The 14,222-nt window shown below is 67.2% G+C and carries 12 protein-coding genes and 1 riboswitch; of the genes, 7 read left to right on the forward strand and 5 right to left on the reverse strand.

Features of this window, described 5'->3' with window-relative positions:
• Positions 1 to 57 precede the first annotated feature (57 nt).
• Positions 58 to 176: riboswitch (SAM riboswitch) on the reverse strand.
• 122 nt (positions 177 to 298) lie between these two features.
• The 5 genes from ACXJJ8_RS12250 (at position 299) to ACXJJ8_RS12270 (ending at position 6,707) form a co-directional block, all read left to right on the forward strand.
• Positions 299 to 1,414 carry a phytase gene (locus tag ACXJJ8_RS12250; RefSeq protein ID WP_499030416.1) on the forward strand — a complete coding sequence of 372 codons (1,116 nt, stop codon included), beginning with the start codon at positions 299 to 301 and terminating at the stop codon, positions 1,412 to 1,414.
• 2 nt (positions 1,415 to 1,416) lie between these two features.
• Positions 1,417 to 2,322 carry a peptidoglycan DD-metalloendopeptidase family protein gene (locus ACXJJ8_RS12255; protein WP_499030419.1) on the forward strand — a complete coding sequence of 302 codons (906 nt, stop codon included), beginning with the start codon at positions 1,417 to 1,419 and terminating at the stop codon, positions 2,320 to 2,322.
• Between the two features lie 60 nt (positions 2,323 to 2,382).
• Positions 2,383 to 3,987, forward strand: coding sequence for a peptide chain release factor 3 (locus tag ACXJJ8_RS12260; protein ID WP_499030554.1), 1,605 nt, complete (start codon positions 2,383 to 2,385; stop codon positions 3,985 to 3,987).
• A gap of 46 nt (positions 3,988 to 4,033) precedes the next feature.
• Positions 4,034 to 4,669 (forward strand): PAQR family membrane homeostasis protein TrhA, encoded by a 636-nt coding sequence (gene trhA, locus ACXJJ8_RS12265; RefSeq protein ID WP_499030422.1) that lies wholly within the window; start codon positions 4,034 to 4,036, stop codon positions 4,667 to 4,669.
• Between the two features lie 70 nt (positions 4,670 to 4,739).
• Complete coding sequence (locus tag ACXJJ8_RS12270; protein WP_499030424.1) at positions 4,740 to 6,707, forward strand: AsmA family protein; 1,968 nt, start codon at positions 4,740 to 4,742, stop codon at positions 6,705 to 6,707.
• A 3-nt stretch (positions 6,708 to 6,710) separates the two neighbouring features.
• On the opposite strand, the gene ACXJJ8_RS12275 is transcribed toward ACXJJ8_RS12270, so the two are convergent.
• The 3 genes from ACXJJ8_RS12275 to mtgA are packed head-to-tail and all read right to left on the reverse strand — an operon-like array spanning position 6,711 to position 8,987.
• On the reverse strand, positions 6,711 to 7,139 hold the full coding sequence (locus ACXJJ8_RS12275; RefSeq protein WP_499030426.1) for a CBS domain-containing protein: 429 nt from the start codon (positions 7,137 to 7,139) through the stop codon (positions 6,711 to 6,713).
• Complete coding sequence (locus ACXJJ8_RS12280) at positions 7,099 to 8,163, reverse strand: glycosyltransferase family 2 protein (RefSeq protein WP_499030428.1); 1,065 nt, start codon at positions 8,161 to 8,163, stop codon at positions 7,099 to 7,101. Before ACXJJ8_RS12280 ends, ACXJJ8_RS12275 begins: the two co-directional genes overlap by 41 nt.
• A gap of 38 nt (positions 8,164 to 8,201) precedes the next feature.
• Entirely contained in the window at positions 8,202 to 8,987 is a 786-nt protein-coding gene (gene mtgA / locus ACXJJ8_RS12285; RefSeq protein WP_499030431.1) for a monofunctional biosynthetic peptidoglycan transglycosylase, read from the reverse strand.
• A gap of 70 nt (positions 8,988 to 9,057) precedes the next feature.
• On the opposite strand from mtgA, the gene hslO reads away from it, so the two are divergent.
• Both hslO and ACXJJ8_RS12295 read left to right on the forward strand, forming a co-directional pair.
• The gene (gene hslO, locus ACXJJ8_RS12290) at positions 9,058 to 10,011 is read left to right on the forward strand and encodes an Hsp33 family molecular chaperone HslO (RefSeq protein ID WP_499030433.1); all 954 of its coding nucleotides are present in this window, start codon (positions 9,058 to 9,060) and stop codon (positions 10,009 to 10,011) included.
• 165 nt (positions 10,012 to 10,176) lie between these two features.
• Positions 10,177 to 10,983 carry an XOO1806 family protein gene (locus tag ACXJJ8_RS12295; protein WP_499030556.1) on the forward strand — a complete coding sequence of 269 codons (807 nt, stop codon included), beginning with the start codon at positions 10,177 to 10,179 and terminating at the stop codon, positions 10,981 to 10,983.
• A gap of 27 nt (positions 10,984 to 11,010) precedes the next feature.
• Here ACXJJ8_RS12295 and ACXJJ8_RS12300 read toward each other — a convergent pair whose 3' ends face one another.
• Complete coding sequence (locus ACXJJ8_RS12300; protein WP_499030435.1) at positions 11,011 to 12,567, reverse strand: tetratricopeptide repeat-containing sulfotransferase family protein; 1,557 nt, start codon at positions 12,565 to 12,567, stop codon at positions 11,011 to 11,013.
• Complete coding sequence (locus ACXJJ8_RS12305) at positions 12,567 to 14,141, reverse strand: sulfotransferase family protein (protein WP_499030437.1); 1,575 nt, start codon at positions 14,139 to 14,141, stop codon at positions 12,567 to 12,569. The genes ACXJJ8_RS12300 and ACXJJ8_RS12305 overlap by 1 nt, the downstream gene beginning before the upstream one ends.
• Positions 14,142 to 14,222: the final 81 nt, after the last annotated feature.

Below are 14,222 nucleotides of genomic sequence, written 5' to 3' on the forward strand. Positions count from 1 at the left end.
ACGAGCGTTGCGGGGGTGGCGATGCGAATCGAAGACCGCGCACTCGGCGCGGGCGTCGATCCATCTGCCGGTGGGCGCTGGGCCCCCGCAGGATTTGGCACCAACGCCATCGCTTGCGCGATGTCGCGGTTGCCCCGGCGTCTGCGGGCCTGTCCCTCAGCCGGTCTCGATGGATGGCCGCAGGATGCCGCGCCCTTTCGCGCTTGTCAATCGCTTCATGCCGATGAAGCGATGGCTTATTGCAGAGCGTGACGAACCTGTTGCCAAGTCGCCTTCACGCTCGGCCATAATTCGCGCCATGCCTTCCCCACTCCGTTGCCTGCCCGTCGTCCTGGGCACACTCCTCATCGCTGCTTGCGGCTCCACTCCGGCCCCGAAGGCCACCGTTCCCGCCGTTGCCACGACCGTGGCCGGCGCGCCGGCCCCCGTGGAAATCCCCGAGCGATACGTCTCGAAGGAAACGCCCGCCGAGGAGCTCGATTCCGTCGCGACCTGGCAATCCGAGGACGGCCCGACGTGGCTGATCGCGACGGGCAAGTCCTCGCATCGCCTGTCGGTGTACGACGCGGGCAACGGCACGCTGCTGCGCACCTTCGGCGTCGAAGGCAAGGAGCCCGGGCAGTTCGATCGCCCGAACGGCATCGCGGTGTACGGCGACTACGTGTTCGTCGTCGAGCGCGACAACCATCGCGTGCAGGTGTTGAAGCTCCCCGATTTCACCTTCGTCGGTGTCTTCGGCGAGAAGCAACTGCGCAGCCCCTACGGCCTGTGGGTCAACGAGACCGAACCGGGCGAGCTCGAGGTCTACGTCACCGACAGCTTCATGTACGGCAAGCAGTTCGACGAAGTGCCGCCGTTCAAGGAACTCGACCAACGCGTGCGCCGCTATCGCGTGCAGTTCGACCAGGCCGGCCGCCTGCGCGCCAACTACGGTGGCGCCTTCGGCGATACGAAGGAGGCCAGCGCGCTACGCATGGTCGAATCGATCGCCGGCGATCGCGCGAACGACCGCCTGCTCATCGCCGATGAAGACCGTCGCCACGAATCGACCCTGCGTGAATACAGCTTCTCCGGCCAGTACACGGGTCGCAGCCTGCCGCAGGACAGCTTCGCCGCCGAAGCCGAGGGCGTGGTGTTGTGGACCTGCCCGGACGGCGGCGGTTACTGGATCGCAGTCGACCAGCTTGCGCCGCTGACCTTGTTCCACCTGTTCGATCGCGTGACCCTGCAACCCCGCGGCACGTTCCGCGGCGATGTCACCGCGCATACTGACGGCGTGACGTTGCATGCCGCGGCGATGCCGGAATTCCCGGGCGGTGCGTTGTTCGCCGTGCACGACGACAAAGCCGTGACGGCGTTCGACCTGCGTGAGGTCGCGCGGCAGATGCACCTGGCCGCGGATTGCGTGGACTGACGATGCGTGCCGTCCTGCGATGGCGGGTGGTGGCTTGCGCGTTGCTCGCGTGCGTCGCGATGTCCGTGCATGCGGGCAAGGTGTACCGCTGGATCGACAAGAACGGCATCGTCCATTACGGCGATCACCCGCCCGCCGAAGCGGCGAAGACCGGCGCGCACGTGAAGGTCATCCCCGTGCGCGCGGAACCGGGCGCGATGGCGCGCCTGCGAATGGAGCGCGAAGAAGGCGCATCGCTCGCCTACGCCGACAACGCGATCGCAGGTCCGGTGGAAGTGCTGCTGAAATTCACGCGCTCGGTGAACACGCGCGGCGAACCGGAGCTTCCCGCGCGCGCCACCGTGCCGGCCAATACGACGGTCCTGCTCTCGCGGCTGATGCCGGCCGAACCGGGCGCGGCGGAGTTCGGCCTGAGCATGGACGTGGTCCCCGGCGATCCGCGGGCGAAGCCGCAGGATGTCGACTACTTGGTGCCGATCCCGAAGGAACGCCTGCGCATCGAGCAAGGCTTCAACGGGCGATTCAGCCACGACGACGTGCAGAACCGCTACGCCATCGACTTCCGCGCGCCGCAGGGCACGCCGGTGTACGCCGCGCGCGGCGGCACGGTGATGCAGGTCGAATCGGATTTCGACAAGGCCGGCCTGGACCTGGAGAAATACGGCGGCCGCGCGAACTATGTCCGCATCCTCCACGACGACGGCACGATGGGCCTGTACGCGCACCTGCGCACCGAAGGCGTGCTCGTGCGCCCCGGGCAACGCGTGCGGACGGGCCAGAAGATCGGCCTTTCGGGCAATACCGGGTTCACCAGCGGCCCGCACCTGCACTTCGCCGTGCAGGTCAACCGCGGGATGCGGCTGGAGTCGATCCCCTTCCGCATGGCGGGCGTGACCGACCAGCGCTAGTGCTGCCGGTATAATCGCCGGCTTCCTTACGCCCCAAGTGCGCCCGTGCGCACCTTCGCCATGTCCGATGTCTCCCTCGAAGCCGCGCGCCGCCGCACGTTCGCGATCGTCTCGCACCCCGACGCCGGCAAGACCACGCTGACCGAAAAGCTGCTCTTGTTCGGCGGCGCGATCCAGATGGCCGGCTCGGTCAAGGGCCGCAAGGCCGCGCGGCACGCGACGTCCGACTGGATGGCGCTGGAAAAGGAGCGCGGCATCTCGGTCACCTCCTCGGTGATGCAATTCCCGTACGAAGGCCGCATCGTCAACCTGCTCGACACGCCCGGGCATGCCGACTTCGGCGAGGACACCTATCGCGTGCTGACGGCGGTCGATTCGGCGCTGATGGTCATCGACGTGGCGAAGGGCGTCGAGGAACGCACGATCAAGTTGATGGAAGTGTGCCGCCTGCGCGACACGCCGATCATGACCTTCATCAACAAGCTCGATCGCGAAGGCAAGCCGCCGGTCGACCTGCTCGACGAAGTCGAATCCGTGCTCGACATCCAGTGCGCGCCGGTGACCTGGCCGATCGGCATGGGCCAGCGCCTGAAGGGCGTCGTCCACCTGGTCACGGGGGAAGTGCACCTGTACGAACCGGGCCGCAATTTCACGCGCCAGGATTCGACGATCTTCCCGTCGCTCGACGACCCGGGCGTCGCCGCGCGCCTCGGCGAGGCCATGCTCGCCGAATTGCGCGATGAACTCGAACTCGTGCAGGGCGCATCGCATCCCTTCGATCCGGCCGCCTACCTCGCCGGCAAGCAGACGCCGGTGTTCTTCGGTTCGGCCGTCAACAATTTCGGCGTGCAGTTGCTGCTCGATTTCTTCGTCGAACACGCACCGCCGCCCAAGCCGCGCGCGACCACGACGCGCGAAGTCGGCCCGTACGAACCGCACCTGTCGGGATTCGTGTTCAAGATCCAGGCGAACATGGATCCGCAGCATCGCGACCGCGTGGCGTTCATGCGCATCTGCTCGGGCAAGTTCACCGCCGGCATGAAGGCGATGCAGGGCCGCACCGGCAAGGAAGTGAAGCTCGCCAACGCGCTCACCTTCATGGCGAGCGACCGCGAGATCGTCGAGACCGCGTATCCGGGCGATGTCATCGGCATCCACAACCACGGCACGATTTCGATCGGCGACAGCTTCAGCGAAGGCGAAACGCTGTCGTTCACCGGCATCCCGAACTTCGCGCCGGAGTTGTTCCGTCGCGCGCGCTTGCGCGATCCGCTCAAGCTCAAGCAATTGCAGAAAGGTCTGGCGCAGTTGTCGGAAGAAGGCGCGACGCAGTTCTTCCGCCCGCTGATGTCGAACGACCTGATCCTCGGCGCGGTGGGCACGCTGCAGTTCGACGTGGTGGCCTATCGCCTCAAGGACGAATACGGCGTGGATGCCCTGTTCGAGCAGGTGCAGGTCGCCACCGCGCGCTGGATCCGCTGCGAGGATGCGAAGAAGCTCGAGGAGTTCCGCGAGAAGAACGCGATGCACCTTTCGCTCGATGCAGCCGGGCAACTGGTCTACCTCGCGCCCACGCGGGTGAACCTGCAGCTTGCGCAGGAGCGCGCACCCGGGGTGACCTTCATGGCCACGCGGGAACATGCGCACGCGATCGCGCTGGACTGAACCAGGGTGGAATAAAAACTCCACGACGCGCGAGGATGCTCGCGCGATGGACGTCGCCCTCCGCGAGGAACAACTCAGCGCGCTGACCCACGGCGTCGGCGCGCTCCTGGCGCTCGCCGGGGGCGCGATCCTGGTCGCGCTCGCAGCCTTGCATGGCGATGGCTGGCAACTCGCCGCCGCCATCGTCTTCTCCATCAGCCTGCTGCTGCTCTACAGCGCCTCCACGCTGTATCACGCGGTCCAGCACCCGCGCGCCAAGTCCGCGCTGAAAGTCTTCGACCACTGCGCGATCTACCTGCTGATCGCGGGCACGTATACGCCCTTCACGCTGATCGGGCTGCGTGGCGACGTGGGCCGCAACCTCTTCATCGCGATCTGGTCGCTGGCGGCCGCGGGCATCGCGTTCAAGCTCTTCTTTACCGGCCGCTTCAAGTTGTTGTCGACGGCGGTGTACGTGGCGATGGGCTGGCTGGTGCTGCTCGCGATCAAGCCGGTGTGGCACGCACTGGATGCCTGGACATTGGGATGGCTGCTCGCGGGCGGGGTTGCTTACACGCTGGGCACCGTGTTTTATCACCGCCCGTCGATGCGGTATTCGCACGCGGTGTGGCACTTGTTCGTCGTCGCGGGCAGCGTGTGCCACTACATCGCGGTGCTCGCGCAGGTGCACGCCGCGGCGTGAGGCGCGCCTTCACTGAATCGTGCGCAACGCGTTCACCGTCGTTCCACGGCGTCGCCGGGATCGTGCGGGGATGGAACCGCCAAGCCTGGGCACGATCAAGCGACATCCGTGGTGGACCGCCCTCGGAGTGTCCACGGTCGCAATCGTCCTGCTGCTGATCTTCTGGGACTGGAATTGGTTCAAGCCACTTGTCGAGCGGCAGGTCGAAGCGCGCACCGGGCGCAAGTTCGAGATCACCGGCAACCTGGACGTCGACCGCTTCGGCTGGACACCGCTCGTGCAGATCGGCCGCTTCCGATTCGGCAATGCGAAGTGGTCGAAAGACCCGACGATGGCGCAAGCCGAATGTCTGCAGTTGGCGATCGAACTCAAGCCGCTGCTGTTCCACCGCGAAGTCCGCATTCCGGAAATCCGCCTGCGCAAGCCGATCCTGCGCCTGGAATATGGCCCGAACCACGTGGGCAACTGGATCTTCGGCGAACCCTCGACCGGCACGACGCAATACGGCGCGCTGTGGATCGACGACGGCCGCGTGCGTTTCATCGACGCGCCGAACAAGACCGACATCGCGGTCGCCGTGCGCAGCGACATGCGCGACCCGACATCGAAGGCGCCGCCGATCCTCGCCGAAGGCGGCGGGCAGTGGGAAGCGCGCAGCTTCCGGATGCACGGGCGCGCCGACGCGCCGCTGGAAATGCGCGAAACCACGCGCCCCTATCGCATCGACGTGCATGCCACCGCAGGCAACACGAAGGCGCATGCGCGCGGCACGCTGCTCGATCCGATCCGGCTGCGCGGCTTCGATCTGAAGTTCGCCTTGTCGGGGCCGAACCTCGCCGAGTTGTATCCCCTCGTCGGCATGGCGATTCCTGATTCGCCGCCGTATGCGTTCGATGGTCGGCTGACCCGCGAGCTCACTTCGACCAAACGCACCGGAACCCAGGACACCGGCAACCTCTGGCACTACAACGATTTCACGGGGAAACTCGGCGACAGCGACCTCGGCGGCGATGCGAGTTTCGAAACCGGCCGCAAGCGCCCGATCCTCACCGCGAACCTGGTTTCGAAGCGCCTGGACATCGACGACCTCGCCGGCTTCATCGGCAAGGCACCGCCGGCCGGCGCCGGCGAAACCGCGACGCCCGGGCAACGCAAGCAGGCGGCGGTGGAAGCGTCCAAGGCGCGCGTATTGCCCGACCACCCGTACGAACTCGACAAGCTGCGCGCGATGGATGCCGACGTGCGCTGGAAGGCGCATCGCATCAACGCGCCGAAGTTGCCGATCGACGACATGGACGCGCATCTGTTCATCGACGCGGGGCTGTTGCGACTGGACCCGCTGAACTTCGGCGTCGCCGGCGGCGACATCCGTTCGACGATCCGCATGGATGCGCGCGAATCGCCCATCCGCACGCGTGCCGACATGCAGGTGCGCAACCTCCACCTCGGGCAACTGTTGCCGACGGTGGAACTGACGAAGGACGCGATCGGCAACATCGGCGGCGACATCCATATCACCGGCACGGGCAATTCCATCGCCCGCATGCTCGGCACCGCCGACGGCGCTGCGCAGGTCGGCATGGGCAAGGGACAGATCAGCAACCTGCTGATGGAGTACGCCGGCATCGACATCGCCGAGGCGCTGAAATTCCTGGTCGAAGGCGACAGGAAGATCCCGATCCGCTGCGCGTTCGGCGATTTCACGGTCAATGACGGCGTGATGCAGACGCGCAGCATGGCCTTCGACACGACGGACACGATCATCCTGGGCGAGGGCACGATCAGCATGAAGGACGAAACCTTCGACCTGCACCTGCGCCCGCGCCCGAAGGACCGCAGCCTGTTCTCGTTCCGCGCGCCCTTGCTGGTCGAGGGAACGTTCCGCGATCCCTCGTTCCGGCCGGACATCAAGCGCGTGGGCTTGCGTGCGGCCCTCGCGCTGACGCTCGGCAGCATCGCCCCGCCTGCGGCCTTGCTGGCGACGCTCGAACTCGGACCGGGCAAGGATGCCCAGTGCGGCGGCAAGTACGCGAAGTAGACGTCAGCTCGCGATGTAGCGTTGCAGCTGGTCGATCTCCACCTGCTGGTCTTCGATGACGGCCTTCACCAGGTCGCCGATCGAAATCACGCCGAGCACCGCGTCCCCATCGACCACCGGCAGGTGGCGAATGCGCTTGTCGGTGACCAGTTGCATGCAATGGTCGGCGGTGTCGGCCAGGCCGACGCGGATGACGTTGCTGCTCATGATTTCGGACACCGGCGTGGTCGCCGACGAGCGGCCCTGCAGGACGACCTTCCGCGCGTAGTCGCGTTCGGAAACGATGCCGATCAGGCGGCCGCCCTGGAGTACCAGCAGCGCGCCGATGCGCTTTTCGGCCATCAGCTTGATCGCCTCCAGGACCGGTTGGTCCGGGCCGATCGCGAAGACTTCAGGCGCTTTCGATTCGAGCAGGTGGCGTACCGTGCGCATCGTCGTGTCCCTGAGCTGGCACCTGCCCCGAGGATACTCCCCTCGCCGGCCGCCAGGCGTCGACGAGGTAGAGGGGGCGTTGCTTGGCCTCCTCGTAAAGTCGGCCGAGATATTCGCCGATCGTCCCCAGCGCGATCAGCTGCACGCCGCCGAGGAAGAGGATCACGACCATCATCGTGGGCCAACCGGCGACGGGATCGCCCCACGCGAGCGCCTTGACGATCACCCACAACGCATAGACGAAGGCGAGCAGCGCCGTGAGCAGGCCGATGTAGGTCGCCACGCGCAGCGGCGCGGTCGAAAAACCGGTGATGCCTTCGATCGCGAAATTCCACAGGCGCCAGAAGTTGAACTTGGTCTGCCCCGCGGCGCGCGGTGCGCGGACGTAAGGCACCGCGACCTGGCGGAAGCCGACCCAGCCGAACAAGCCCTTCATGAAGCGATTGCGTTCGCGCAGTTGCCGAAGCGCGGCGACGGCGCGGGGCGACAGCAAGCGGAAGTCACCGGTGTCCGGCGGCACCGGCGTGCGCGAGAGGCGGCCGATCACGCGATAGAACGCATGCGCCGTCGCGCGCTTGGCCCACGTCTCGCCCTCGCGTGCCTGGCGCTGGCCGTGGACGTCGTCGAAGCCTTCGCGCCAATGCGCGACGAATTGCGGGATCAGTTCCGGCGGATCCTGGCCATCGGCATCCAGGATCAGCACCGCGTCGTCGCCCACATGATCCAGGCCCGCGGTGAGCGCGGCTTCCTTGCCGAAATTGCGCGACAGGCGCAGCAGCGCGACGCGTGCATCGCCGGCGGCGATCGATTGCAGGACCGACCACGTCGCGTCGCGGCTGCCGTCGTCGACGTACAGCACGCGACCGGGCAGCCCATCCTGCGCCAGGCCGTCGAGCACGGCCTGCAGGCGGGGATGCAGCAGCGGCAGCGCTTGCGCTTCGTCGAAGGCTGCGACGAGCACGGTCAGGCCGGGCTGGGCCTGGCCCGTGCGGCGGGTGAACTCGTCGGTGCGGTGCGCTTCCATGCGCCGATGTTAGTGCAAGGCCGGTGCCTGCATCGCGCTCAGTCGAGCGCGTGCAGCCACGCCGCGCCCCCAAGGTGCCCGGCCTGGCGCTGGATCGCCGCGCTGCGTCGCTGCACGTACGGGCCGGGCTTGCCGGCGTCGTACTTGCGCGGGTTGGGCAGCACCGCGGCCAGCCGCGCGGCCTGGTCGGCCGTCAGCCGCCGCGCGTCGCGGTTGAAGAAGCGGACCGCCGCGGCCTGCGCACCGTAGGTGCCGTCGCCGAATTCGGCGATGTTGGCGTACACCTCGAGGATGCGTCGCTTGGGCCACAGCGCTTCGATCAGCACCGTGTACCAGGCCTCCAATCCCTTGCGCACCCAACTACGCCCGCTCCACAGGAACAGGTTCTTGGCCGTCTGCTGCGAGATGGTGCTTGCGCCGCGCAGGCGCTTGACCGGCGTCCCGCGTTTTTCCGCACGTTCGACCATGCGCTGGTTGTGCGCGCGGGCCTTTTCGATCGCCGCGATGTCGAAGCCGTGGTGCGTGGCGAAGTTCTGGTCCTCCGCGGCGACGAGCGCGACCGGCAAGGCCGGTGCGATCGCGTCCAGGTCACGCCAGTCGTAACGCGTGCGGTACGCGAAGTCGCCCTCGCCGATCGCTTCGAAATGCCGCGCGATCATGAACGCGCTCAGCGGCGGATCGACGAAGCGCAGCACGAGCACCTGGAGGGTGGTCAGCAGCGCGAACACCAGCGGCGAGAGCAGCAGCCATCGCAACCACCGGCGGCGCGGACGCGCTTGCGTCCGGCGTGGGCCGGCCCCATCTGTCGTTCTTCCCGAACCCACGTCCTTTCCCCCTCGTGCGTGCGGCGCGCATTATCGCCGCGCGAACTCACGATGGCGCGACACATCGCCGATGAAGATTTCCGACCAGATGACCGACACCCCTTCCCCGCACGATGCCGACGGCCAGGACGACCGCCTGACGCGTTTCCTTCTCCCCGAGGCCGGCGTGCGCGGCGTGCGCGTCCACCTCGACGCCACGTGGCGCCAGATCCGCGATCGGGTGGCCACTTCGGAGCAGGGCCCGTACCCGGCAAGCATCGCGCGACTCCTCGGCGAAGCCACGGCCGCGTCGGCGCTGTTCACCGGCCATGCGAAGGTCGACGGCCGCCTGTCGGTACAACTGCGGGGCCGCGGCGCGCTGCGCACGCTGTTCGCCGAATGCACCGCGGCGGGCACGCTGCGCGGCATCGCGCAGTTCGACGACGAGCAGCCGGCGCCGCAGGGCCTGGCCGACCTCGGGCCCGACCCGATCCTCGCCATCACCATCGAAAACCCGGCCCCGCACGGCCGGGACCCCCAGCGCTACCAGGGCCTGGTGCCGCTGGAAGGCGGCGACATGCGGTCGGCCTTCGAGCACTACTTCCTCCAGTCCGAGCAATTGCCCACCCGGCTCCTGCTGGCCGCCGACGACAACAGCGCCGCGGGCCTGATGCTGCAGAAGCTCCCCGGCGACGCGGGCGATGCCGACGGCTGGACACGGGCCTGCGCCCTGTTCGACACGCTGACGCCGAAGGAGCTCCTCGAGCTCCCCCGCACCACCTTGCTCCACCGCCTCTTCCACGAGGAAGCCCCGGAGTTGTTGGCCGACAAGCCTTTGCGCTTCGGGTGTTCCTGCTCGCGGGAACGCGTCTCGGCCATGCTCGAGTCCCTGGGGCGGGAGGAAGCCGAGGCTTCGGTGGCCGACGGGACCGCGCGGGTGCGTTGCGAGTTTTGTGGGCAGGGCTACGCCTTCACGGCGGCCGAGATCGCGGGGCTGTTCGCCCCGGGCTCGGCGCCCATGCCCGCCCCCGAACGAATGCAGTAACGGGACGCTGGTCCCGCTCCGGGTGTACTTTTTTGCCTCCAGACGATTGTTAAATAAACATAAACGGACTAGGATTCAGACAACCGCCGCCACAGGAACTTCAACCGGTCCGCCGGGTCACAAACCGCCATGCGACGCCCGCTCCGCCAACGCCTGTGCATTGCCCTGATCGCCTTCGTGGCGGCGGCTGGCGCGCATGCGCAATCGCGGAACAAGGACGGCATGGTGGAGTTGCCCGTCTGGAACCAGGCGAGCGGCAAGGTCGAAGCGGTATTGCTGCTGGAACCCACGCAGACCGCGGTCGGCATCCGCAAGCAATTCAGTGAGGGCGCGCTCGACACGGCCTTCGGCCTGGATGCCGGCGATTCGCTCGGCCTGCTGTGCGATCGCAAGACCGGCGTGGCCAGCGCGATTTCCAATCTCGCCAACCATTGCCTGCTCGCTTCGCTCGACGAGCCCACCGACAGTCGCCATCTCAACGCGACCACCGCTTTCAGCCGCAACGGCGGTCGCGTGGGGCTGAGCATCGGCACCGGGCAGGAAACCTTGCCGGCGTGGCTCAGCCCGAATGCGCGGGCGAAAGTCGAGCAGCACGACGTCGCCGTGTTCGGGCAGAAGAACATCGGCCGCGAAGGTTTCATCACCATCGGCGGCACCATCGCGAAAGCGCGCCTGGTTTCGGTGGCGGATGTCCCGGAACTCGCCGATCGCTGGGATACCCGCAGCTTCAGCGTGGGCGGTGGCTACGGCAACTTCAGCGGCAACATCATCGGCCGCGTCGTCGACGTGCCGGGCCAGGCGGACAACTTCCAGGGCTTCGGCATCGGCCTGACGTGGCGCACCCCGTGGCGCGGGCAGCTGACCGTCGGCGCGGAAAACGTGGTGACGCGCGGCAAGAATCCCTTCGCCCTGCCGGCGGACACCGAAGACCAGGGCACCGTGCCCTACGTGCAGTACCAGCAGGATCTCTGATCCGCCGGGTGCTGTAGGCCGGCGCCCTCAAGCCTCGCGCGCCAATCCTTCGATCAGCGGCCGCAAGTGCGCCTCGTACGGCGCCCACTTCGGCACGTCCCGCGCTTCCACTTTGCCACGCACCTGCACCGCGCTTGCGGTCGAGACCCCGCGCGTGCGGTTCTGCAGCGCGAGCATCTCCGGTTCGTAACGGAAGCCGCAGAACGCGGAGACCTCGCGCAACACGCGCTCGGTGTCGCGCGTCAGCGCCGTGTAATCGACATCGAGGATGCGCCCGGGAAATGCGGCGTGCCAATGCGCCATCAGGCGCCGGTAGTGGTGATGGAAATCGGCGAGCTCGGCCTGGTCGTACGAATACGCGTTGGCCATGGAGAACAGCTCGCGCAGGTTGGAGAAACACGTCTGAACCGGGTCGCGCACCATGTGCAGGATCTTCGCGTCCGGCAGCGCGCGGCAGATGAACCCGATATTGAGGAAGTTCGAAGGCAGCTTGTCGGTGAACCAGCGCGCATCTCCCACGCGCCACGCGATGCCGTCGCGGTAACCCTGCCCCACCGCGGCAAAGTCCGCCTCGCGTGCGCGCGCAACGATTTTCTCGTCGATCACGCCCGGGCAATGATGGTCTGTCGCCCACCGCATCTGCGTGGTGAAGTCGTATAGCTCCCCGACGCCATGCACGTCGGGATGGCCGTCCAGCAGTTGTTCGAGCAGCGTGGTCCCCGAACGGTGCATGCCGACGATGAAGATCGGCGTGCTTGCTGTCGCCGTCGCCGGCGCGACCGGACCCGTCGGAAGATCGATCAGTGCGTCGAACAGGCGCTGCGTTTCTTCCCGGGAATACGACAAGGTCGGACGCTTCGCACGACACATCTGTTCCAGCGCAGCCCATGCGCCTTCGTAGTCGCCGATGTCGTCGAGTTCCTTGTGCAGCGCATCGGCGAGCATCGCGATTTCCTCCGGCTTGCGGCCGGGGCGTCGCAGCTGCGCACGGATCGCATCGACATGGTTGGAGGTCCTGGTCTGCTTGCGCGCACGCGCGAGCACGGTCCAGCCATGCGGGATCTCCGGCGCGCGCTTGTGGCTGCGCAGCACCTCGGCCTCCGCTTCGTCGAAGCGCCCGAGATACGTCAGGATCTGCGCGCGCGCGACCAGCGTGGGCGGAAAATCGGGATCCGCGCGGCGCGCTTCGTCGAGCAGCGCCAGTGCGCGTGTCTGTTCGTTGAGGTAACTGAATTGTGCCGCCGCGGCCAGCAGCACCGGGATCGGCACGTTCGACAACGGGCCGAGACGGTCGATGGCCTCGTGCATCTCGGGCACGGCGTTGAACGTGCGCAGGCGCGAGAACATCTCCCGCAACACCGAGGGATCGCGCGGACGTGCGCGCTGCGTCTTCAAGGCATACTCGCGCGCGGCGCGATAGTGCCCGGCGAGCGAATGCGCGTAGGACAGGTGCAGCAACACGTTGGCGTCGTTCGGGCGCGCGGCGTCGAGCCGTTCGTACAGGGCGATCGCCTGCGCGAATTCCCGACGCGTGACGTGGAGGTCGGCCTGCTGGCGCAGGCGTTGTTCTTCCTGCGGGAGCATCAGTCGAGCAATCCGTGCGAAGACAGCCGCGCGCGCAGCGGTTCGAGCTGCGGCGCGTAGCGTTGCCACCCCCCGACGCTGCGCGCATGGATCGGCTGGCGCACCTGCGTGCTGCTGGCCGTCGAGACCGGCGCGGTGTTGCCGGTGATGTCCATGCAGCGTGCATCGAACGGCAAGCCGCAGAAGTCGAGCAACGCGCGCACGGTGGGTTCGGTGTCGGTCACGAGTGTTTCGTATTGCACTTCGAGGAACCTGCCCGGCAAGGTGTCGCGCCAATGGCGGCACAGTGCGTCGAAACGCGCGTAGTGGTCGGCGAGTTCTTCCAGGTCGTAGCTGTATCCGTACGCCGCATTGCCGAACAACTCCTTGAGGTTGGAGAAGCATGCATCCATCGGATCGCGGCGCAGGCAGATGATGCGCGCACTCGGCAATGCCCGCGCGATGAAGCCGGCGAACGCCGCGTTCATCGGATTTTTGTCCGTGAGCAACGGCTTGCCCTGTGCGCGATGTTCGGTGCGTGCCATGTAGGTGCGCCCAACCGCATCGAGATCGGCTGCGGCAACGCGCGCGACGACATCGGCCGTCACGGTCGTGCCGAGGAACGCATCGGTCGCCATGCACAGCGCACTGTGGAAATCGTTGAGCTCTCCGCCCTGCGCGACGCTGTCGTGTCCGCCGACGATGCGTTCGACCAGGGTCGTGCCCGTGCGCGGCATCCCGAGGATGAAAATCGGCGCGAACGATGCATCGTTGGCCGGTGTATCGCCCGTCGTCACCGGCGTCCACCGCCGGAGGGCCTCGAAGCCCGCCTGTTCGTCGCGGCCGTCGTACGGCACCGTCGCGCGCTTGATCGCGGCGCCCGCTTGCAGATGGCGCCATGCGGCGTCGGTATCGCCGGCGTCGTCGTATTCCTTGAACAACGCGAAGTGCATGTAGTCGCGCGTGGCGTCCTCGACCGGGAGCGCGGCAAGCGCACGCTCGATGCGTTGCGTGCGCGCACCCGGCGGCGAGGCCTTGCGCAGGGACGCGAGCGACCAGTGCGCCAGCGCGTAGGACGGATCGATCGCGATGCAGCGCTCGTATTCGGCGGCGGCTTCGTCCATCCGGCCGAGGTAGTTGAGAACCTGCGCCTTCGCGTAGGTCAACGCGCCGCTCGGCAGGATGCGCGGCGCGACGTCGCGAATCAGGTCGAGCGCGCAATCGAGCTTGTCGATCAACCACAGATGCTGCGCAAGCATGGCCGCGTTGCGGATCAGGTCCGGGGCTTGCCAATCCGCCCCCATGATCAACTCGAAGACGAGTTGCGGTTCATCGAAGGCCAACAGGCGACGCGTGACGTGCGCAAGGTCGCCTGGCCGCTGGCTGCGGACCGAGCTCGCGCAACGCAATGCATGCTCGCGCGCCGCACGATAGTGGCCCTGCCCTTCTTCGATCACCGACATGCGCAGCCGCACGTACAAGCGGTCGGGATCGGCCGCGAGCAGCGTTTCGTAGATCGGCTTGGCCTCGAGCGGGCGGCCCTGGTTCTCGAGCGTCCTGGCCAATCGCCACTGGCGCTCGAACTCGCTGTCCATGGGAGGGGCGTCGTCGAAAGGATTGCCCGCATCCTACAAAAAAAAGCGGCCGCCCGAAGGCGGCCGCTCCCCTATCGCTGA

The organism is Lysobacter sp. P5_C4, assembly GCF_054049695.1.